Source organism: Methanobrevibacter ruminantium (genome assembly GCF_016294135.1).
Classification (GTDB): domain Archaea; phylum Methanobacteriota; class Methanobacteria; order Methanobacteriales; family Methanobacteriaceae; genus Methanobrevibacter; species Methanobrevibacter ruminantium_A.
Window position 1 is genome coordinate 1 of the sequence record NZ_JAEDCO010000013.1, and the last position, 21,958, is coordinate 21,958.

Genomic DNA, 21,958 nt, shown 5'->3' on the forward strand with positions numbered 1-21,958 from the left:
ATATTTAAATAATGGATTTAAAATATTATTAATATATTATTGCAATTTGTTAATATTGTTTATTTTCTAATGAAAAATTTATATGGAATTGTAATATTGATTCATTTAAACAGAACTCATTATCATTAGAAAATTCATTTTACAATAAAAAATTGAATTCATATAAAAAATTTACTTTATTTAGAAATATTTGTTTTAATTAAAAATACTAATTTGAGTTTATTTTTTCAAAATTAGTCAAATTTTTTAATTAAATTACTTTTTACTAATGTATTGTTATTTTATGTTGATTTAGAAAACAATTAATCGTTTTTTGAAAAAATTAATAAGGGAGTTTATTTAAAATATTATTTGGAGTCAAATTATGAGATTAAAAAGTGTAGGAATGGGATATTTTTTAGCTGTTCCAGATGTCATTTCAATATTGAATTTGGTATTTGGATTTTTAGCTATTTTAATGGTTATTGATAATCATTTATCATATGCATCATTGTGCATACTTGTTGCAGTTGTTTTTGACTCTGTAGATGGATGGGTTTCAAGAAAACTTGATCGTGATGATAAATTTGGTTTTGGAAAAAATATTGATTCTTTAGCAGACATAGTATCTTTTGGTGTTGCACCTTCAGTCCTTTTATATTATATGGGATTAGGAATATCTGACTGGGCAGGATACTTAATGGCAATTGTAGCTGTTTTAACACTTGTTTGCGGTATGTTAAGACTTACCCGTTACAATGTAATTTCAGATAAAATTAATTACCATGGATTCGTGGGATTCCCAATACCAGGTACCGCTATTATCATAGCTACTTATTACCTCAGCGGTTTATTTAATGTTGGAGTTGCTGCTATATTGATGTTATTTGCAGCTTATTTAATGATCAGTACAATCAGATATCCTAAAGTTGACAATTATTATGTGATTGGATTTGGAGCATTAATGATACTCCTATTGCTTTTACCTATTAATGTATCCATAGAGGCTGTAAATATTCCGGCTTTAGCATTGTTTGTATTAGCATTGGTCTACATGTTTATGACATTCTTAGAGTTCTTCATTGATACTGAAGAGGCTTTAACTCCAGAAAATGTTAACAGAAACATTGGACAAGTTAGAGAAATAACCTCTAATAGACTTAGTGTTTCCTTAAGTTCTGCAAAAGATGCTGTCAAATCAATGAAAGAATCTATTAACCAAGTTTCTTCTGGAGAAATTATTGGCGAAAGCAAAGCGGCAGAAGATGAAAAGGAAGAAAAGGAAGAAAAATTATTAAGCATTCGCACTGGTGAAGTGGAAGAGGAGTAAATTCATTAAATCTTATAATTGTTTTATTTAATGATTTAATTTAATGATTTAATTTAATGATTTTTTAAAATTTCATTTTTCACTTTTTAATTTTTTTTAATATTTTTTTTTCTGATTTATTATTTCAATTCTTCTTTTTTATTATTTTTATTTTTTTCAAGCTATTTTTACAAATTGAGTTTAAAACTTATGTAATTTCTTTTTTCAAACCTATTTTTTCTACTTATTTTATCTCATTCCATTCCAGGTTTGATAACTATGACTAATCGAAAAAATCGATTTAATTTGTTTAAGAATGATAAGTTTAAATTGAAATTAGAAAATTTCGGAGAAAAAGGAGAAAAAGATAAATCAGATTTGCAAACGAAAAACAAAAGAGAGGATTCCTCACATTTTCCAAGTTTTGATTCCATAATCCCTGAAAGTTCACCCTTAAAAAACAATTCAAATTCTCCTTCCAATTCTGGATTTTATAATGACGAGTTTAAATCTAAGAACCAATCTAATGCTGCTGGTGATTTATATGGAGTTGATGAGAAATATGCTAAATATATCTACTCTAATCCTGAATGTTTTAATGATTCTGATGAGGAAGATGGTGGATTTCCAGATGGTTTAAATGGGTTAAACAAAGGAAAAAATGAAGGTCCGGATAAGAAAACAATTAAAAATGAGTTGTTACGATTTAAGGCTAATCTATTGAATCAAAAGGATTCCTCAAAGTCATCATTTGCTAAGATAACTATTTTTCTAATAATTCTGGTATTGCTTTCATCAATATTCTATTTTTTTGTTTATCAGCCGTTTCAGAATGAATTGAATTTAGAAAAAAATTCAAAACTGAATGAGTTGAATGCATTGTATAAAGGGCCTTTGGAGGTTAATGATAATGCTTACACTTTGGAAAATAGAATCAATCAGGCTTATGATATTGAGGAAATCAAGTCAATTGATGTTTTGCGATATGCTACTAAGGATTGGAGAATCTATCATAGCTCTAAAATTGTATCTTGCAAGGACGATTTTGGCAGGATAATGATGTCTTATGGTGAAAATAAGAATATCATAATGTCTGTTAAAGATGCTAATGATTTTGTTAAGGACAATGATGCTAAGGTCTTATCAAATGTTCAGTTTGAAAAAGTCAATACTGTTATTGTGCCGATTTCCCTTTCAAGGCTTCAAGCTACTGCAGGGCTGATTTCTGTCGGTTCAGTAGTTGATGTTTATTCATTAAGCGATAATGATTCAGACTATTCCTATGGCAATGAAGACCTTAGTGAAGATGAAGAGATAAGCAACGATTTAAGTTCAATTTCATCAAATGAAACACTTGATGGCACTTTGGAAGAGACAGAAAAGGATCCGATTGTAAGTGGTGCAACTGTTTTGGCAATCTTGCGCTCTAAAGATAGTGGTTTGGTTGATAGCACTGTTTCAAAATCAAAAACAGTCATTAAGGGAAATGAAACAAAGCCATTTGAAAACACAGTTTCCTATTCAAGTGATGTTGAGGAACTTCTTAAATCATCCGTATTAAACTCAAAAAGTGATAATAATATCTTAGACTCTTATTTGATGAATTATGGGGTCAGATTATCAAATTTTGAGAGAATGTCCAATTTAGGAGACTTGGATTCTGAATATATTATTCTCTTGGAAGTGCCCCAATCTGATGTAAATTTTGTTATAAACAATATGGATAATTTGATTTTAGCTATTCCTACAGATTTTGCACCTAATTGGGTGGTGGATGAGTTAAACGAGACATATTATGAGAATTTATATCAAGACCAATCTTTAGATTTCTTATAATCTATTTAACCAATCTATATGACTAAACTATTTTACCAACCAATCAATCTTTACAAATCCATTCAAATTGAATATTATAAATTTATTAAATATGAAAAATAGATAAAACTATAGAATCAATATTTAAGTTTTTTATTTAGTTATTTAATTAAGTCATTTAATTAAAATTAGTTAATTTGTTGATGATTTTTATGGATATAAAAAAATATATAAAGCCTACAACAATTATTGTCATTATTGCTTTTTTGATTATAGGATTATATGCTTTAACTGAGGTTAATTACTTTTCATATAAACAAGTTGCAGAATCTAAGGATGTCAATGCTTCAGTTGTAGTAATCCCTGCTATAGGAGTTTTTGAGAAGATCAACAATGTTTCAATATCCCAAGGGGTTTATATTGATGAGACTTCCAATATTCCAACTAAAGGAGATACTGTTTTATATGGACACAGAACCTTGCAAGGGTCTCCGTTTTTACGTTTAGATACTCTTAAGAAAGGAGATGTTGTCACTGTAGAATGGCCTGGAATCGGTGAAGTGAATTACACTGTCAAGGAATCTGAAATAATTGCACCGACTAATTTCCTAGATTTAAATGAAAGTCATGCAAATGATGTTAATAGTCAGGATTTGTACTTGGTAACATGTCACCCAATAGGTTCATCTGCTCAAAGGCTTGTTGTAACTGCTGAATTAGACTCAATAAGCCCAATCAATGAAACAGTGTTGGAACAAAATCCTCAAGCGCACTGGGCTTGGTTAATTACTGCAGGATTCTTGATTCTTGGTTTGATTGTAACATATTTCACTCCTGCTGAAGAAAGGAAAATCATTTTGGCAGTTGTCATAGCCATTACAATTGTTCTTGCGTATTTCTGTATTTTCCCAATATCCTCACAGGTCTGGGCGGATCAATTAGGATGGTTAAATAGTTTGATTGGAGTAAATTAGTAGGATTGAATTCATTATTAAATATTAAATTTAAATTATTAGAATTAATTTATGTAATTAAAGGATTGAATTAATTGATTTATTTAGAGGTATTTTATGGGCGCTAAAGAAGAATATTTTTCTAATATTTCAAATAGGGAAAGAGCAATATTTGAAGGAGCCATTAGTATGGGAGCATTATTCCATCAATTTGTAGGCACTCCTTTCAATAAAACCAATATTGCAAGTTTAGAAAAAGCTATGGAGGAATCTTTCGCTTTACAGCCTTGCATTGAAAAGGTTGAAGTTTCAATTGATTTAGACAGATTGGATAATGCCATGACTGAATTTGAATACACTTCATTAAGTGGGGATATGCTGGATGTAAAGATCTATTCAAAAGTGGATGATGTTTTGGCAGTTATTAGAATCAAATTCATAGAAGAGCTTAACTATCCTTTAATGTACGTTGAAGAGATTATTGAATAATCCTTCAATTCTCTTTTTAATTCCTTCAACAACTCTTCTATTCTCTCTTTTTCTACAATTCTTTTTTATGATTTTTTTACTTTTTTTTACTTTTATTTTTTTAATTTTAATTTATTTTCTATTTTCTAATGATTTTTCACATGATTAAAAAAATCTAATTATTTTGTTTACTTATACTAAATTATTTAAATAAATAAACTCATATATAATAATATTATGATTTATATCTTAAGATAATCAACTGATAAGGTATAATTTTAATATTTGAACTAATATTTTTTCAAACTATACAAAGTATGTGAGATGATTTAATGATTATTATAGATTCTAAGCTTTGTAAAGGATGCGATATTTGTATAGCTACTTGTCCTAAAAATGTTTATTCAAAATCTGATAAAGTAAACACAAAAAATGTTTACCTTCCTTTCCCAGAACATGAGGAAGGTTGCACTAGATGTGGCTTATGTGAATTATCATGTCCTGATCAAGCTATTTATGTTGGAAAAGAGGTGGAATAAATGGCGGAAGAGCGTTTTGTTCAAGGAAATGAAGCTTGTGCATTAGGTGCAATTGCTGCAAACTGCAGATTCTTTGCAGGTTATCCAATTACTCCATCTACTGAAATCGCAGAACAAATGTCTATCTTGCTTCCAAAATACGGCGGATCCTTTGTTCAAATGGAAGATGAAATTGCATCTGCTGGTGCTATCATTGGAGCTTCATGGAGTGGTATGAAAGCAATGACCGCTACTTCTGGTCCTGGTATTTCATTAATGCAGGAAAATATCGGTTACGGATTCATTACAGAAACTCCTATTGTAATTATCAATGTACAAAGAGGTTCCCCATCCACTGGTCAACCTACCATGTCTGCTCAAGCTGATATGATGCAAGTTCGTTGGGGTTCTCATGGGGATTATGAACCTATTGCTTTAGCACCTTCATCTGTTCAGGAATTCTTTGATTTTACTATCAAGGCTTTTAATTTAGCTGAAGAGTACAGAGTTCCAGTAACTGTTCTTGCTGATGAAGTTGTAGGGCATATGAGAGAAAAATTGATTATTCCTGATGATATCAAAATTGTAGCTCGTAAAAGACCTGAAAAAGTAGATGGCCAATACTTGCCATTTGATGCTCCTTGTGATGGAACTACTCTTATGCCTGCTTTTGGTGATGGATTCAATATTCACGTAACTGGTCTCACTCACGATGAAAGAGGTTATCCGGACACTAACGACCCAGACACCCATACCAAATTGGTTGAAAGATTATGCAATAAGGTTTTAATGCACCGAAAGGATATCTGTTCAGTTAAAAAGGAAAATTGTGATGATGCAGATATCGTTATTGTATCATGTGGTTCTCCATACCGTTCTGTTGGAGCGGCTATGAAAAAGGCAAGAGAAGAAGGCATAAAAGTAGGATCTCTTAAAATTGACACTCCATGGCCTTTCCCAGAAGAGGAAATTGCTGAAATCGCTAAAACTGCAAGTGACATAATTGTTCCTGAAATGAATTTAGGGCAAATTGTTCATGAAGTTGAAAGGGCAGCACAAGGTGAAGCTAATGTTCACTTGATTGGCAAGATTGGAGGAATCCTTCATAAGCCTGATGAAATTTACGATAAGATTAAGGAGATTAATGGATAGGTGGTAAAATGGTAGAAAGGGAAAGCCCATATAAAAAATATCTTAGAGAAGAAAGATTGCCACACATATTCTGTCCAGGTTGTGGAAATGGTACCGTTATGAGTACCTTCTTTAAGGGTTTAGAAGGAACAGATATCGATTTTGAAAATGTTGCTATGGTTTCAGGTATCGGTTGCTCTTCAAGGATCCCGGGTTATGCAAAATGTGATTCACTCCACACAACTCACGGAAGAGCTTTAAGCTTTGCAACTGGATTGAAGGTAGGAAACCCTGACTTGGATGTTGTTGTATTTACTGGTGATGGGGATGCAGCGTCCATTGGTGGAAATCATTTGATTCATGCTGCAAGAAGAAACATTAATCTTACTGTAATCTGTATCAACAATAATATTTATGGTATGACTGGTGGTCAAATCAGTCCAACTTCCCCAAAAGGAAGCTTTGGTACAACCGCACCTTACGGTTCAAGAGACATGCCGTTTAATTTAGCTGAGCTTGTAAGTGCCGCTGGTGCATCTTATGTTGCTAGATGGACCACTACCCATCCGCTTCAATTATCCAAAGCTATTCAAAAAGGTTTGGAAAATGAGGGTTTCTCATTTATTGAAGTTGTTTCCCAATGTCCAACTTACTTTGGACGTAAAAACAAAATGAAAACTCCATTGCAAATGTTTGAATGGATCAAGGAAAACAGCATCAATAAAAGAAGAGCAGAAAAGATGGATGAAGCTGAATTGGAAGGAAAGATCATTGTTGGTGAATTTGCTAATAAGCCACATGCAGAATTAACTGCTAACATCAAGGCATTGGCTGAAGAGAATTCAGATAAGCCACTCGCTATTAAATCTGCATTTGAGGAGTTGGATTAAGATGAGAACTGAAGTTCGTATAGCTGGTTTTGGTGGTCAAGGAGTAATTATGGCTGGAGTTATCATTGGTAAGGCTGCTTCCCTCTTTGATAATAAAAATGCGGTTCAAACCCAATCTTATGGTCCTGAAGCTCGTGGAGGAGCTTCAAGAACTGAAGTTGTTATTGATGATGATGAAATCGACTATCCTAAAGTAACCAGTCCAGACATTTTGGTTGCTATGTCTCATGAGGCTTTGATTAAATATATGGGTGATTTGAAGGATGAAGGTGTCTTGATTATCGATCCAGATATGATTGTTGAAGAAGAGATAGTTGATTTTGTAAAGGAACACAAAATAAAGCTTTACAGAGCACCTGCAACTAAAACTGCAACTGAAGATGTTGGACTCAGAATAGTTGCAAACATTGTAATGATTGGTGCAATTGTAAAGGTCACTGAAGTCGTTTCAGTTGATGCAGCAAAACAAGCTATTTTAGACAGTGTACCTAAAGGTACTGAGGATAAGAATATTCAAGCATTTGAAGCAGGATACGCTTTGCTTTAAATATTTTTATCATTTTTTCTTTTTTTAATATTTCAAATAATTTTTTAATTTTTTAATTCAATTTTAACTATTTTTTATAAATAATTTTAATAATAAGAAATAACATATTATATTATGTTTAAGATAATACATCAGTTCTATTGCAATATATTAAATATATTTACAAAAATTTTTCATAGGACATTTATCTTTTTAATTTATTTAATATTCATAAGTATTTTTAAAATTCATACTAATTTTCATGCTTATTAAATAAGAGTGAGAAAAATGAAGTTTTTTGAACATAGTGCAAAAAAAGTTTTTGAAAGTGAAGGAATTAAAATTTTAGAAGGGCATGTTGTATACTCTCCTGAAGAGGCAATGGAAGTTGCTACTGAATTTGGCAGACCTATTGTACTCAAATCTCAAGTTTTAGTTGGTGGAAGAGGTAAAGCAGGAGGTATTAAGTTTGCATATAACCCTGGTGAAGCATTTGAAATAGCTAATGAGTTATTAAAGTTAGAGATTAAAGGTGAAAAAGTAAAACACTTGCTCATTGAAGAAAAAGCAAATATCCAAAGGGAATTTTTCTTAAGTGTTTCAAATGACAGGGCAAATAAAACTCCAATCATTATGGCAAGTGCTGAAGGTGGGGTTGAAATTGAAGAATTGGCTAAGACATCCCCTGAAAAAATCATTAGGTATAATGTAGACCCATTAAAAGAGTTCTTGCCTTATGAAGCTCGTGAAATAGCTCGTAAAATGGGAGTTAGCTCTGAATTGATGTCTCAAATTGGTGCTATCATTTGGAAGCTCTATAATGTTTATGATAAGTACGATGCAGAAATTGCAGAAATAAACCCTCTCATATTAACTGATGATGGATTGATTGCAGCTGATGCAAAATTGGAAATTGAAAATGATGCTTTATTCCGTCATCAAGATCAAGTAAGACAAAACAGATTCAAGAAAAAAGACTTTGCATTTGTAAAGCTTGATGGTGACATTGCAGTTATCGGAAATGGAGCAGGATTGACCTTAACAGGTATGGATATGGTTACATTATTCGGTGGAAAACCTGCAACTTTCTTGGATATCGGTGGTGGAGCATCTGATGAATCCATTAAAAAAGCTTTAAACTTAGTTTTAAATTACCCTCCTGTAAAAGTTGTATTCCTTAATGTTTTAGGTGGTATTACCAGAGCGGATGATGTTGCAAGAGGCGTAATTGCAGCTTTAGAAGATAATAAAGGGGATGTAAACATTGTAACAAGACTTACTGGTACAAATGAAGAGGAAGGTCAAAGATTACTTGAAGAAGCAGGCATTCCTTATGAAATCTCATTAGAAGAAGCTGCTAAAAAAGCAGTTGCAATGTGTGAAGAGATTAAAGCACAAGAAGCTAAATAAACTTTTCATTTAATCTTTTCTTTTTTCTATTTTTTTCTATTTATTTTTATAATTTATTAATTCTATTTTTATTCCAATAAAACAACTCTACTGACTTCAGACTCTTTAGTTAATTCTCTACCTGTCTTATCAGCTATTTCCTGAGCAAAGTCACGAACTTCCTGATTTGATGGCATATTGTCAAGACTTAATCTTTTTCTGGAAGACCCTACAAACATGTATGCTTTCACTTCAACATATTTTGGATTAGCCTTATTGATCAGTTTAGCATATTCATCAGTGTTAATCATGTTTTTGCCCTTAACTGAAGTGATTCTAATTGCTGTTCTGCTGTTAAAACTATTCATCAGTTCAAGTGTTTTGTTTAAATTGCTCCAAGCATCATTTATTTGAGGGTTACATAGTTCTTTATACACTTTCTCGTTAGGTGCGTCTAAGGAAACATACAGTTGAGTTGGTTCGTTTTCAAGGTTTCCAAGTTTTTCCCAGTACATTCCATTGCTCACTAAAAATGTTGTGAAATCCTGTCTGTGGAATTCAGCTAAAAGTTCATCGATTTCAGGATATAAAGTTGGCTCACCAGCAAGGGAAATTGCAGCGTTTGTCGGCTTCTTGCTTTCTTCAAGCTTTTTCTTGTCTGCCTTTTTATTTCCACCAAAACCACATAATAGATTGTTTTGAGCTTTTATGGCGCCTTCAATAATTGTTTTAGGATCATCATATTCCCCTTCCCATTCTATTCTGGTCTGACTTAAGTCTCTCCAGCAAAAAGAGCATTTTTGGTTACAAAATGGTACAGCTGGGGACATTTGAAGGCATCTGTGGGATTGCACTCCGTAGAATTGCTCTTTATAGCACACTCCTTCATTAACCATGCTTTTTCTAGTCCAATGACAGATTTTTGCAGCAGCATGGCCGTGCTCCCCTACAAATCTATAACCGCTGTATTCCAATTTTGCTTGTTCTTCTTTAGTGAATGCCATAATAATCCTTTTGATTTTTTTGTTGATTAAAATAATTTAAATATAATTAAGAATATATATTTTATTAATATAGTAATAATTTTTTTAATTATTCTATTTATTATTTATCATACTAAAATGCATAAAATGTTAGATGCATAAATGCTAGATGTTATTTATATAGTTTTTAAGGAGGATTTGATTTGAGTCTTAAAACACCTGTTGTTATATTAAATTTTAAAACTTATTTGGAATCCAGTGGTGAAAAGGCATTGGATTTGGCTAATGCTTTAGAAAGTGCTGGTGAAGAATCTGGAATTACAATGGTTGCTGTACCGCAAGCCATTGATATTTATAGAATTAAAGAGGAAACCAATATTCCTATACTTTCTCAACATATTGATGCAGTATCCCCTGGAGGACATACTGGAAGTAACTTGTTTGAAAGTTTTGTAGCAAGCGGTATCGACGGGACTTTATTGAATCACTCTGAATGTAGAATGACTCTTGCAGACATTGCAGAAGTTGTTAAAAAGACAAAAGAGGCAGAGCTCATTTCATGTGTCTGTACCAACAATATTGAAACAAGTGTTGCAGCAGCTACATTTTCCCCAGATTATGTTGCAGTGGAACCGCCTGAACTTATCGGTACTGGAATACCTGTTTCCAAAGCTGATCCTGAAGTTGTAAAGGGAAGTGTATCCAAGGTGAAAGCCATTAACAAGGGTGTTAAGGTTTTATGCGGTGCAGGAATTTCCACTGGTGATGATATGGCTGCAGCTATTGAGTTAGGTGCTGAAGGAGTTCTTTTAGCTTCTGGAATCATTAAGGCAGAAAGCCCTAAAGATGCATTATTGGATTTAGTAAGTAAGATTTAATTTTCTCTAAATTATTGAAATGATTGTTATTGAGTGAAATTATGGCTAACTTTAATACTATTGATGATTTTGATGTAAATGGCAAAACAGTTTTAGTTAGGATTGACATCAACTCTCCTGTAGATCCTAATTCTGGAATCATTTTAGATGACACCCGTATGAAATTGCATGCTGAGACAATTAAGGAATTATCTATGAAAGGTGCTAAAACTGTTATTCTTGCTCACCAAAGTCGTCCAGGTAAAGATGATTTTACCACATTGGAGCAACATGCTGTCGTTTTATCTAGAGCGGTCGGTTTGGAAGTGAAATATGTTGATTCCATCTTCTCATCTAAGGCAAGGGAATCAATCATAGCTTTAGAGCCTGGGCAAATCTTGCTTTTGGAAAATGTCAGGTTCTTTTCAGAAGAGCAATTGAAACGTTCCGCTGAGGAAGAAGCTACTTCTGTTCTTGTAAAAACATTGACTCCTTTAGTTGATTTTTTTGTAAATGATGCATTTGCTGCAGCACACAGGTCTCAAACCTCTTTGGTCGGATTTACAAGAACTGTTCCATCAGCTGCCGGAAGAGTCATGGAAAAAGAATTGACAGTTATTGGCAATGCTTTAGAGAATGTTCAACATCCTTGTGTTTTTGCTTTAGGTGGAATGAAGGCAGATGATTCAATTACAGTTACTGAAAACGTTTTGGAAAACGGCACAGCGGATTATGTCCTTGTTTCAGGACTTGTTGCTAATATATTCATTTGGGCAGCAGGTTATGATATCAAATCCACCAACAAGAACTTCATTGAATCAAGAGGATATCTTGATATGGTTGATAAATGCAGAGGCCTCATTGAAAGGTTTGGAGATAAGATCGTTTACCCTACTGATGTTGCTGTCAGTGTTCAAGGGGATAGGGCAGATGTGACTATTGAAAACATTCCTGATGCTTCCATTTTTGATATTGGCAGAGAATCATTGATCAAATATTCCAAGATTTTAAGAGAGGCAAAAACCATTTTTGCAAATGGGCCTGCTGGTGTGTTTGAAGACCCTAAATTCGCAATCGGTACTGAAGACATCATCAATGCAATAGCTTCATCTAAAGGATTTTCAGTTATTGGTGGAGGACATATTGCAGCAGCTACCGTTAATTTAGGATATGGGGATAAGATGGACCATATCAGTAGTGGTGGCGGAGCTTCCATTGATATGTTGGCTGGTAATCCATTACCTGCAGTTGTAGCTCTTGAAGAGTCTAAGGAATTATTTGATGGTAATTCTTAAAATAATAATATTAATAATAGTATTTTTTAATAATAAATAATTTTTAGATTCTAAAAAATTATTTATCCTACTTCTTTTCTTTTTTTAATTTTATTCTTATTTTTTATTCATTCAATAGTTTTTCATAAAAATTTTTAATGATTTTTATCATATTTTCGAGTTATTTTAAATACTTTTTATAATTTCGTGTTAATTTATAATGAATAATCATGATAAATTATACAAAACTTTATATAAAAATAAAGATAAAAGATAAGAATGTTGAAAAAATTTAAGATTTTAAAGGTTATAAAATGACAGATGAAATTATAATTGCTGACAGTGAAAACGTAAAAAACGCATTAAACGGATTTCAAAACGCTTTGGAAAATGTAAAGGAAATTTCTCCTTTGACTTTTTGCATAACCAATTTTGTAACAGTTACTGATTGTGCGAATGCAGCTTTAGCTATTGGGGCATCACCAATCATGTCCAATGGTGCTGAAGAAGGTGGAGAAATAGTAAATATTGCAAGTGCTCTTGTAATAAATATCGGTACATTAAGCAAAGCTCAAAATGAATTGATGAGAAACAGCGCAAACCAGGCTAAGGAAATCAATAAGCCTATCATATTTGATCCTGTAGGTGCTGGTGTAAGTGCCCTAAGAAATGACATGACAAAGGAAATTGTTGAAAATTACCCTCTTGCATTAATTAGAGGAAACATGTCTGAAATCAAAGCGATTACCAAATTGATCAATCTTGATGAAAGCAATGATTCTGTAGCTAAAGGTGTGGATGTAGCAGCAAGTGATGTTATTTCTAAGGATAATTTGGCTGTCAATGGATTGGTTGTAAAAGAATTGGCTAAGGAATTGAATACTGTTGTTATTGCAAGTGGCCCTATTGACATTATTTCAGATGGTGAGGTGACCTTTGGTCTTGAGAATGGTGATGAGATGATGCCTCTTATTACTGGTAGCGGTTGTATGTTAACTACCATTATGGGTTCATATGTAGGAGCTAATGATCCATTGATTGGCGGAATTACAGCATGTGCTTTGATGGCAATTGCAGGTGAAAATGCTGCTGATTATGTAATGAAAAATGATTTGGGTACTGGCAGCTTCAGAACAATATTAATTGACAATTTATATAAATTAACTGCTGAAGAATTAGCGGAAAGAGCTAATTTATTTGAAATCAACATCTAAATAACATCTGTATCACATCTAATTAGATAGGAAAGTTGGTTAAATGAAAAAAGAGGATATTGACTATTCAGTTTATTTGGTTACAGACCGTAGGGATAAAACTGATGAGGAATTCTTAAACATTATTGAAGAAGCAATTAAAGGTGGGACCACCATTGTTCAGCTTCGTGAAAAGACTGCTTCAACTAAGGAGTTCTATGATTTGGCTTTAAGGGTTAAGGAAATCACCAGCAGATATGGTGTTCCATTGTTGATTAATGATAGAATTGACATAGCTCTTGCAGTTGATAGTGAAGGTGTTCATATTGGCCAAGATGATATGCCTGCAGATATCGCTCGTGAAATAATAGGCGAAGATAAGATATTAGGTATTTCAGCTTCAACTGTTGAAGAGGCTAAAAAAGCTGAGAAGGATAGTGCAGATTATATAGGCTCTGGTGCGGTATTTCCTACAGCCACTAAAGATGATGCAGATTCAGTCTCAAAAGATGAATTAAAGGAAATAGTGGATTCTATTGACATTCCTATAGTGGCAATTGGTGGAATCACTGTAGAAAATGCGAGTACATTAAAGGACAGTGGCATTGATGGATTTTCAGTTGTAAGTGCAATAATGAGTGCGGATGATCCAAGAGATGCTTCTAGAAAATTAAAGGAAATTTATTTCTCTTAGTTTTCCTTTCTTTTTCTTTTATTTTTATTTTATTTTTCCTTTTTTCTTTTCTTTTTTAGTTATTTGTTATTTAATTTAAAGAGAATACATTCAATAGTAAACTATTTAAATGATATTTTACTAATTACTATTGTTGAATATTTTCTAATCGAACATTCCCTTAGAATTTTGATTTTATTTTTGATTTTTCATTGCCTCGGTGGCTCAGTCTGGTAGAGCGCGAGACTTGTAATCTCGTGGTCGCGGGTTCAATTCCCGTCCGGGGCTTCAATTTTATATTGTTGACAAAATTTTTTCATCTATGTGGTGAAAAACCAAAACCTTTATATACTACTTCGTATATACTTATAATTAGTATGTTATCTGCATACATTATTATGTGTGTGGGTCCGTAGGGTAGCTTGGTCGATCCTTTGGGCTTTGGGAGCCTGAGACTCCGGTTCAAATCCGGGCGGACCCATTTACCCGCCTTAGCTCAATTTGGCAGAGCGTTGGACTGTAGATCCAAATGTTGCTGGTTCAAGTCCGGCAGTCGGGATTTTATTATTATATCTATTTTAATCATATGATTTTTATTTGAAATTTAATCTTTTTGAATTTCAATTAATTTCAAAGTATGATGAGTAGAAACATTTATATATAATAATAAATATACTATTTTATGAGTATAATTTATACTCACATAGTTTGCCCTGGTGGTGTAGGGGCTATCATGTGGGCCTGTCGAGCCCGCGACTCGGGTTCAAATCCCGGCCAGGGCGCTTAACTATAAGTTAAGTAAGATAGCCACATTGTATTTCATTTGTTTAATCAGGGCCCGTAGCTCAGTCTGGCAGAGCGCTTGGCTTTTAACCAAGCGGCCGCGGGTTCAATTCCCGTCGGGCCCGCTCTGATTTTTTTTTATTTATTAACTTTACTAAATTTAAATTTTTAAATTAACATTTTTTTCGAAGATTTTTTAATTATTAATGTCTTATTTAAATCATATTTAAATTTATATTGTATTTGACTTAGAATTTATTCTACTAGAATTGGGTGATTTATTTATATTTTTAATTGGGGGTAATGTTTTAATTTCATAAATTCAAGTGTTTTATCTATTTTTTTTAATTTTAATCAATATTTTATCATGTTTGATTTATTATTTGTGTTTATGAAGGATTCGCATTATCGAATTTTGATATGAATTAGATCTATTCTATGATGGTGAAGAAGTAAGGGATTGTAAAAAATTAATGAAAAATTAAATTTTATTTAAAGTTATTTAAAGTTTAAATCATGATTAATATTAGAAATTTCATTTAGAAAAAAGTTATTTCATTACAAATTGTTTAAAAAGTTTTATCGGAGGAATATTTTGGCATTTAATATATTAAACCATAGTGCTGTTCCTAAGCACGAAATTTTGTCTGATGATGAAATTGAAGAGATTTTTGCAGATGTTGATTATGACATTAGTCAACTTCCGAAAATCAAAGTAAATGATCCTGTTTCTAAAGCTATTGGTGCTGAAGAAGGTCAAGTTTTAAAAATAACTCGTAAAAGTGAAACTGCAGGCATATTTGTTACATACAGGCTTGTAAGTGGAGAAAATAATCAAAAATAATTTTTTTAATCTAGATTTTTAATTTATTGTATTATTTTGGAGATATTAAATGAAAAATAAGACATGGGGTTTAGTAGATTCATTTTTTGATAAATATGATATTGTAGACCATCATATTAAATCTTACAACGATTTTGTTGAAAATCGTATTCAAAAGATTATTGATATCACTGAACCAATCACTATTGAAAACGAAAAAGGAAACTATACTCTTAGAACAGGTAAAATCAAAATTGAAAAACCTTTCACCAAAGAAGCAGACGGTTCTAAAAGTATGATTTATCCTACAGAAGCAAGACTTAGAAATTTAAACTATTCTGCTCACATGTACTTGGAAATGGCATTGCATGACAACAACAGCGATGAAGAGGAAGAATTGGAAGAAGTATACATTGGTGAATTGCCTCTCATGCTCAAATCTAGCATTTGTCATTTGCATGGACTTACTGATAAGGAATTATTGGAAAAAGGGGAAGACCCTAAAGATCCTGGAGGTTATTTCATTGTAAACGGTTCTGAAAGAGCTGTTGTAACCATGGAAGAAATTGCTCCTAACAAAATTATCCTAGAAAGAATTGATGAGCCTGAAAATAGACATGCAAAAGCTATTGTAACCTCAATTAAAAGTGGTTTCAGAGCAAGAATTACTTTAGAATACAAAAAACCACGTAAAAGTGGTGTGTTCTTAAGAATCTCTTTCCCATACGTTCCGGGAGAAATTCCATTAGTAATCTTGCTTAGAGCATTAGGATTATCAACTGATCAAGATATCATTACAAAGATTTCTGATGATTTCAACTTCCAAATGTATATTGCAGATGATATTCAAGTGTCTGAAAAAGACTTGAAATTGGATTCTGAATTAATGGCAGAAATGACCAATGAAGAAAGAGAAGAATACTTAAGAATGGCTGCTATTAAGTACATTGGTAATAGAGTAGCTAAAGGAATGACTGAAGAGTACAGAATAAAACGTGCTGAAGATGTCATTGACAGATACTTATTGCCACATATGGGTATTGAATCTGATAAACGTTATGATAAAGCTATTTACTTAGCTGAAATGACTGAAATGTTGCTTCAAGTAATTGAAGGTCAAAGAGAACCTCACGATAAGGACCATTACACCAATAAGAGATTAAGAGTTTCCGGTGACTTAATGGAAGACTTATTTAGAGTAGCTTTCTCTTCATTAACAAGAGATATGAGTTACCAACTTGAAAGAAGCTTATCCAGAGGAAAAGAACTTTCAATTAAGCAAGCTGTTCGTTCTGATGTTTTAACTGAAAATATCAAGCATGCAATCGCTACCGGTAATTGGGTAGGTGGAAGAGCTGGGGTAAGCCAGCTTTTAGACAGAGTAAGTTACATGGCAACACTTTCTCACTTAAGAAGGGTTGTATCTCCTCTTACTAGAAGTCAACCTCACTTTGAAGCTAGGGACTTGCACCCTACTCAATTTGGTAAGATTTGTCCAAACGAAACACCAGAAGGACCAAACTGTGGATTAGTAAAGAATTTAGCTCTAATGTGTAAGATCTCTGAAGGTTTCGAAGAAGAAGAGGACCAAAAACTTGTAAACATCATTAGAGACATGGATGTAGAGATGATAGATTAATCGGAGGAATTTTATGGTAAGAGCTAAAATTTATATTAATGGTAAACTTACTGGTTATTGCGATAATCCTGAAGAATTCACTAAGGAAATGCGTGATAAAAGGAGAAATGGTCAAATCAATAATGAGATGAACATTACCTATTATGATGATAACCATGAAATCTATATTTTCACAGACCCTGGTAGGGCAAGAAGACCTTTAATCCTTGTTTATGATGGTGAACCAGCACTTAGAGATGAACATATGGAAGCTATTGCAAATGGTGAATTGAAATGGGATGAATTATTTGCAAAAGGTATTTTAGAATACTTGGATGCTGAAGAAGAAGAGAATTCCTATATTGCAATGAACTTAAGTCAATTAAATGAAGATCACACTCACTTGGAAATTGACCCATCCACTATGTTAGGTATTTGTGCAGGAATTATTCCATTTTCAGACCACAACTCCTCTCCAAGGAACACCATGGAAGCAGGGATGACAAAACAGGCATTAGGTTTATACGTATCAAATTACGCTTTACGTACTGATACTCGTGCACACTTATTGCACCACCCTCAAACTCCTATCGTAAAAACAAGAATTATTGATGCTATCAATTATGATTCAAGACCATCTGGTCAGAACTTGGTTGTAGCTCTTATGTCTTACGAAGGATATAACATGGAAGACGCAATGATTCTCAACAAATCCTCTCTTGAAAGAGGTATGGGAAGATCCAGTTTCTTCAGATCTTACGAAGCATCTGAAAGAAGATATCCTGGTGGACAAGAAGATAAATTTGAAGTTCCAGAAAAAGGAGTTAAAGGATACCGTAGTGAAGAATCCTACAGAAACTTAGATGAAGACGGTATCGTTAACCCAGAATCCCATGTTGAATCTGGTGATGTATTGATTGGTAAGACTTCCCCTCCAAGATTCTTAGGTGAAATCGATGAGTTCGGTACTGTTGCAGAAAAAAGAAGAGAAACTTCCGTAACTGTAAGACATGGTGAAAAAGGTATTGTTGATGCAGTGCTCTTAACCGAAACTGTCGAAGGAAGCAAATTAACCAAAATAAGAGTAAGAGATACAAGACAACCTGAATTTGGTGACAAATTCGCATCAAGACACGGTCAGAAAGGGGTTGTAGGTCTTATCTTATCTCAAGATGACATTCCATTTACTGAAGATGGGGTGGTGCCTGATATTATTGTAAACCCACACGCTATCCCTTCAAGGATGTCTGTTGGACAAGTATTGGAAATGGTAGCTGGTAAAGCAGGATGTATGGAAGGACACCGTATGGACGGTACTCCATTCAATGATACTGTTGAAGGTGAAATCAAACGTGCTCTTAAAGAGAACGGTTTTGAATCAGCAGGATGTGAATCATTGTACAATGGTGTAACCGGTGAACGTATTGAAGCTGAAATCTTTGTAGGTGTTGCATATTACCAAAAATTACACCACATGACAACTGATAAGGTTTACGCACGTTCCACTGGTCCAGTACAAGTGCTTACAAGACAACCAACTGAAGGTAGAGCACGTGAAGGTGGTCTCAGGTTCGGAGAAATGGAAAGAGACTGTCTTATTGCTCATGGTGCTGCTCTTGCATTGAAAGAAAGATTATTAGATGAATCTGACAAATACGAAGCAGTTGTATGTAATGAATGTGGAATGTTAGCAGTATACGATAAGAATAAACGTAAGATGTATTGCCCAATTTGTGGCGACAGCGAAACTTATCCTGTTGAAATCTCATATGCATTCAAATTATTATTAGATGAACTTAAAAGTTTATGTATTTTCCCTAAATTAGTTCTTGGGGACAAAGCTTAAGAAATAAGGTGTTGAAATAAAAATAAATTTTTTAAGGAGCCAATATTTTGAAAGGAATTATTAAAAAAATTGATAGAATTAATTTTGGATTAATGTCACCAGAACAGATTAGGGAAATGTCTGTTGTTAAGATAGAAAGACCAGACACTTACGATGAGGATGGTTATCCAATTGAATCTGGATTAATGGATTCTCGTTTAGGTGTTATTGATCCTAGTTTAAAATGCCGTACCTGTGGTGAAAAAGGTGGGGAATGTCAAGGTCACTTCGGTATGATTGAGCTTGCAAGACCTGTAATCCATGTAGGTTTCGGTGATGACATTCATAAAATCTTACGTTCCACCTGTAGTGAATGTGGACGTGTGCTCTTGGATGATGATGAAATCGGAGAGTTCACTGAAAAGATGGAAGAACTCCAAGAAGCAGGTGAAAGCGTAGAAGAACTCGTAAAAGATGTTTATAAAATCTGTAAAGATAAAAAAACCAAAGAGGTATGCCCTCATTGTGGTGCTGAACAGGAAGACATCAAGATTGTCAAACCTATTGACATTATTGAAGTTCGCAAACAATACGATGAAAACGGAGAACTCATAACTGAAGAGGATGGAACTCCTAGAACTGAAGATTATGATTTAACTGCATCTGAAGTACGTGAAAAGCTTCAACGCATTCCAGATGAAGATGCATACGTTTTAGGTGTAAATCCTGAAGTTGCACGTCCTGAATGGATGGTGCTCACAGTACTCCCTGTACCTCCAGTAACCGTAAGACCTTCAATCACTCTTGATACTGGTGAAAGATCTGAGGATGACTTAACTCACAAGTTAGTGGATATTTTAAGAATCAACCAAAGATTGATTGAAAACATGGATGCTGGTGCTCCACAACTTATTGTAGAGGACCTTTGGAAATTACTCCAATACCACGTAACCACTTACTTTGACAATGAAGCAAGTGGTGTTCCTCCTGCAAGACACAGAAGTGGAAGACCTCTTAAGACTTTAGCTCAAAGATTGAAAGGTAAGGAAGGAAGATTCAGAAGTAACCTTTCCGGTAAACGTGTAAACTTCTCAGCACGTACTGTAATCTCTCCTGATCCAAATATCAGTATTAATGAAGTTGGCGTTCCTGAAATGATTGCAAAAGAGGTAACTGTGCCCACTTATGTAAACGAGTGGAACATTGAAGAATTAAAAGAAGCTATCTTAAATGGTCCAAATGTTCACCCTGGAGCTAACTATGTCAAAAAGACCATCAAGGGTAAGGAAATGAAAGTTAGAGTCTTGGATGACAACAGGGAATTAGTCGTTGAGAACCTTAAATATGGTGATGTTGTAATGAGACATCTAAAAGATGGAGATATTGTTTTATTCAACCGTCAACCTTCTCTTCACAGAATGAGTATGATGGCTCACGAAGTAAGAGTATTGCCTTACAAGACTTTCAGATTAAACCTTTGTGTATGTCCTCCATACAATGCGGACTTTGACGGAGACGAAATGAACATGCACGTTTTCCAAACTGATGAATCCCGTGCTGAAGCTAAATCCTTGATGAGAGTACAGGAACACATCTTATCTCCAAGGTTTGGTGGACCAATTATCGGTGCTATTCACGACCACATTAGTGGAGCTTACCTTTTAACTCGTGATGGTTTCACTGTTCCTGAAGATGATGCTTTCCAAATGATTAGAAAATCACATCTTCTCAACAATGAATATGTTGATAAAAAGCATTTAAAACGTAAAAACCGTGATTGGACTGGTAAAGAGTTATTCAGCTTATTGCTTCCAGATGACCTTAACATGAACTATAAAGCAGAGATTTGTAGAAAATGTGAAACTTGTCTTAAGGAAGATTGCCAATATGATGCATTCGTAGTAATCAAAGACGGCCAATTAACCCATGGTGCTATTGACGAAGCAGCATACGGTTCCTTCTCCGGTAAAATCTTGGATACAATCGTTAAGGAATACGGACCATCCCGTGCAAAAGAATTCTTGGACAGATCCACTGACCTTGCTATCTGCGGTATCATGAAAACAGGTATTACCACTGGCACTAACGATGAGGAAATTCCTGAAGAGGCAATTGAGGTTATTGGCGCTCACTTAGATAAGGCTGAACAAGAAGTAGACAAATTAATTGCAACTTATGAAGAAGGACTTCTCCAATCTTTACCTGGTAGAAGTGCAGAAGAAACCTTGGAAATGCGTATTGTGCAAGTTCTTGGGGAAGCTAGGGACACAGCAGGGGAAATCGCAGAAGGTTACCTCACTATGGGAAAACAATCTCAAGATGACTCCTATGACTACGTGATGGCTGTTGAAAACCACTCTGTAGTTATGGCTCGTACCGGTGCAAGGGCATCCATGTTGAACCTCGCTCAGATTACCGCTTGTGTAGGACAGCAATCTGTTCGTGGTGGACGTATTACAAGAGGATACTTAGCTAGACCATTGCCTCACTTCAGAAAACATGAGTTAGGGGCAAGAGCAAAAGGATTTGTACATTCCAGTTATAAGGAAGGATTAGACCCTGTAGAATTCTTCTTCCACGCTATGGGTGGAAGAGAAGGTTTAGTAGATACTGCTATCCGTACAGCACAATCCGGTTATATGCAAAGAAGACTTGTAAATGCACTTGAAGACTTAAATGTAAGATCCGACGGATTAGTCACTGACAACAAAGGTCAAGTCATTCAAAGTGTATTTGGTGAAGAAGGTATTGACCCAGCAAAAAGTGACTTCGGTCATGTAGCAAACTTAGATAAACTTATTGACGAAATGAGGATTAAGGATAACTAATTGAGGGGGCAATTTTATGACTGATACTAAAGAGATATCTGAAGCAATTAATGTTCAAGAATTATTTGAAAAGAGCAAAATTGGTTTTTCTAAAGAATATATCAAAAATCTCCAACAGTCTTA

The 21,958-nt window shown here is 33.9% G+C and carries 18 protein-coding genes and 5 tRNA genes; 22 read left to right on the forward strand and 1 reads right to left on the reverse strand.

Going from position 1 to position 21,958, the window contains the following annotated elements:
- Positions 1-364: 364 nt before the first annotated feature.
- The 9 genes from VW161_RS04440 to sucC all read left to right on the forward strand — a co-directional run bounded on the left by VW161_RS04440 (position 365) and on the right by sucC (position 8,999).
- A complete protein-coding gene (locus VW161_RS04440) occupies positions 365-1,309 on the forward strand; it encodes an archaetidylserine synthase (protein ID WP_304092750.1) in 945 nt (314 codons plus the stop codon).
- A 309-nt stretch (positions 1,310-1,618) separates the two neighbouring features.
- On the forward strand, positions 1,619-3,124 hold the full coding sequence (locus VW161_RS04445; protein WP_304088589.1) for a DUF515 domain-containing protein: 1,506 nt from the start codon (positions 1,619-1,621) through the stop codon (positions 3,122-3,124).
- A 191-nt stretch (positions 3,125-3,315) separates the two neighbouring features.
- The gene (locus VW161_RS04450) at positions 3,316-4,077 is read left to right on the forward strand and encodes a class E sortase (protein ID WP_304088586.1); all 762 of its coding nucleotides are present in this window, start codon (positions 3,316-3,318) and stop codon (positions 4,075-4,077) included.
- Between the two features lie 96 nt (positions 4,078-4,173).
- Positions 4,174-4,545: a dihydroneopterin aldolase family protein gene (locus tag VW161_RS04455; protein ID WP_304088582.1), complete on the forward strand. Its 372-nt coding sequence runs from the start codon at positions 4,174-4,176 to the stop codon at positions 4,543-4,545.
- A gap of 311 nt (positions 4,546-4,856) precedes the next feature.
- Complete coding sequence (locus VW161_RS04460; RefSeq protein WP_304088579.1) at positions 4,857-5,063, forward strand: 4Fe-4S dicluster domain-containing protein; 207 nt, start codon at positions 4,857-4,859, stop codon at positions 5,061-5,063.
- Positions 5,064-6,194, forward strand: coding sequence for a 2-oxoacid:acceptor oxidoreductase subunit alpha (locus VW161_RS04465; RefSeq protein ID WP_325192749.1), 1,131 nt, complete (start codon positions 5,064-5,066; stop codon positions 6,192-6,194).
- An 8-nt stretch (positions 6,195-6,202) separates the two neighbouring features.
- Positions 6,203-7,063 (forward strand): 2-oxoacid:ferredoxin oxidoreductase subunit beta, encoded by an 861-nt coding sequence (locus tag VW161_RS04470; RefSeq protein ID WP_304092754.1) that lies wholly within the window; start codon positions 6,203-6,205, stop codon positions 7,061-7,063.
- A gap of 1 nt (position 7,064) precedes the next feature.
- The gene (locus tag VW161_RS04475; protein ID WP_295607839.1) at positions 7,065-7,610 is read left to right on the forward strand and encodes a 2-oxoacid:ferredoxin oxidoreductase subunit gamma; all 546 of its coding nucleotides are present in this window, start codon (positions 7,065-7,067) and stop codon (positions 7,608-7,610) included.
- Positions 7,611-7,877: 267 nt separating this feature from the next.
- Positions 7,878-8,999 (forward strand): ADP-forming succinate--CoA ligase subunit beta, encoded by a 1,122-nt coding sequence (sucC, locus tag VW161_RS04480; protein WP_304088568.1) that lies wholly within the window; start codon positions 7,878-7,880, stop codon positions 8,997-8,999.
- A 68-nt stretch (positions 9,000-9,067) separates the two neighbouring features.
- Here sucC and twy1 read toward each other — a convergent pair whose 3' ends face one another.
- Positions 9,068-9,982, reverse strand: a complete 915-nt coding sequence (gene twy1, locus VW161_RS04485) for a 4-demethylwyosine synthase TYW1 (RefSeq protein WP_304088565.1) — start codon at positions 9,980-9,982, stop codon at positions 9,068-9,070.
- A 182-nt stretch (positions 9,983-10,164) separates the two neighbouring features.
- On the opposite strand from twy1, the gene tpiA reads away from it, so the two are divergent.
- The 13 genes from tpiA to VW161_RS04550 all read left to right on the forward strand — a co-directional run bounded on the left by tpiA (position 10,165) and on the right by VW161_RS04550 (position 21,835).
- Positions 10,165-10,839, forward strand: coding sequence for a triose-phosphate isomerase (tpiA, locus tag VW161_RS04490; protein ID WP_304092756.1), 675 nt, complete (start codon positions 10,165-10,167; stop codon positions 10,837-10,839).
- 38 nt (positions 10,840-10,877) lie between these two features.
- Positions 10,878-12,113, forward strand: coding sequence for a phosphoglycerate kinase (locus VW161_RS04495; protein WP_304088592.1), 1,236 nt, complete (start codon positions 10,878-10,880; stop codon positions 12,111-12,113).
- A 293-nt stretch (positions 12,114-12,406) separates the two neighbouring features.
- Complete coding sequence (thiM, locus tag VW161_RS04500) at positions 12,407-13,306, forward strand: hydroxyethylthiazole kinase (RefSeq protein WP_304088560.1); 900 nt, start codon at positions 12,407-12,409, stop codon at positions 13,304-13,306.
- A gap of 43 nt (positions 13,307-13,349) precedes the next feature.
- A complete protein-coding gene (gene thiE, locus VW161_RS04505; protein ID WP_304088558.1) occupies positions 13,350-13,979 on the forward strand; it encodes a thiamine phosphate synthase in 630 nt (209 codons plus the stop codon).
- 193 nt (positions 13,980-14,172) lie between these two features.
- Positions 14,173-14,246: transfer RNA gene (locus VW161_RS04510), tRNA-Thr, on the forward strand.
- 118 nt (positions 14,247-14,364) lie between these two features.
- Positions 14,365-14,439 (forward strand) — tRNA-Pro (locus tag VW161_RS04515).
- Positions 14,440-14,443: 4 nt separating this feature from the next.
- Positions 14,444-14,517 (forward strand) — tRNA-Tyr (locus VW161_RS04520).
- Positions 14,518-14,668: 151 nt separating this feature from the next.
- A tRNA-Asp gene (locus tag VW161_RS04525) sits at positions 14,669-14,740 on the forward strand.
- Between the two features lie 52 nt (positions 14,741-14,792).
- Positions 14,793-14,866, forward strand: a tRNA-Lys gene (locus VW161_RS04530).
- Between the two features lie 470 nt (positions 14,867-15,336).
- On the forward strand, positions 15,337-15,585 hold the full coding sequence (locus VW161_RS04535) for a DNA-directed RNA polymerase subunit H (protein WP_292776391.1): 249 nt from the start codon (positions 15,337-15,339) through the stop codon (positions 15,583-15,585).
- Positions 15,586-15,634: 49 nt separating this feature from the next.
- On the forward strand, positions 15,635-17,203 hold the full coding sequence (locus tag VW161_RS04540; protein ID WP_304086252.1) for a DNA-directed RNA polymerase subunit B'': 1,569 nt from the start codon (positions 15,635-15,637) through the stop codon (positions 17,201-17,203).
- A 13-nt stretch (positions 17,204-17,216) separates the two neighbouring features.
- The gene (gene rpoB, locus VW161_RS04545) at positions 17,217-19,028 is read left to right on the forward strand and encodes a DNA-directed RNA polymerase subunit B (protein ID WP_304086249.1); all 1,812 of its coding nucleotides are present in this window, start codon (positions 17,217-17,219) and stop codon (positions 19,026-19,028) included.
- A gap of 47 nt (positions 19,029-19,075) precedes the next feature.
- Entirely contained in the window at positions 19,076-21,835 is a 2,760-nt protein-coding gene (locus VW161_RS04550; protein ID WP_304086247.1) for a DNA-directed RNA polymerase subunit A', read from the forward strand.
- The last annotated feature ends 123 nt before the right edge of the window (positions 21,836-21,958 follow it).

Excerpts from the sequence above, each read along its gene's own strand:
- VW161_RS04440 (WP_304092750.1), top strand. The coding sequence starts at position 365 with ATGAGATTAAAAAGTGTAGGAATGGGATATTTTTTAGCTGTTCCAGAT.
- VW161_RS04450 (WP_304088586.1), top strand. The coding sequence starts at position 3,316 with ATGGATATAAAAAAATATATAAAGCCTACAACAATTATTGTCATTATT.
- VW161_RS04455 (WP_304088582.1), top strand. The coding sequence starts at position 4,174 with ATGGGCGCTAAAGAAGAATATTTTTCTAATATTTCAAATAGGGAAAGA.
- VW161_RS04460 (WP_304088579.1), top strand. The coding sequence starts at position 4,857 with ATGATTATTATAGATTCTAAGCTTTGTAAAGGATGCGATATTTGTATA.
- VW161_RS04465 (WP_325192749.1), top strand. The coding sequence starts at position 5,064 with ATGGCGGAAGAGCGTTTTGTTCAAGGAAATGAAGCTTGTGCATTAGGT.
- VW161_RS04470 (WP_304092754.1), top strand. The coding sequence starts at position 6,203 with ATGGTAGAAAGGGAAAGCCCATATAAAAAATATCTTAGAGAAGAAAGA.
- VW161_RS04475 (WP_295607839.1), top strand. The coding sequence starts at position 7,065 with ATGAGAACTGAAGTTCGTATAGCTGGTTTTGGTGGTCAAGGAGTAATT.
- sucC (WP_304088568.1), top strand. The coding sequence starts at position 7,878 with ATGAAGTTTTTTGAACATAGTGCAAAAAAAGTTTTTGAAAGTGAAGGA.
- twy1 (WP_304088565.1), bottom strand. The coding sequence starts at position 9,982 with ATGGCATTCACTAAAGAAGAACAAGCAAAATTGGAATACAGCGGTTAT.
- thiM (WP_304088560.1), top strand. The coding sequence starts at position 12,407 with ATGACAGATGAAATTATAATTGCTGACAGTGAAAACGTAAAAAACGCA.
- thiE (WP_304088558.1), top strand. The coding sequence starts at position 13,350 with ATGAAAAAAGAGGATATTGACTATTCAGTTTATTTGGTTACAGACCGT.
- VW161_RS04540 (WP_304086252.1), top strand. The coding sequence starts at position 15,635 with ATGAAAAATAAGACATGGGGTTTAGTAGATTCATTTTTTGATAAATAT.
- rpoB (WP_304086249.1), top strand. The coding sequence starts at position 17,217 with ATGGTAAGAGCTAAAATTTATATTAATGGTAAACTTACTGGTTATTGC.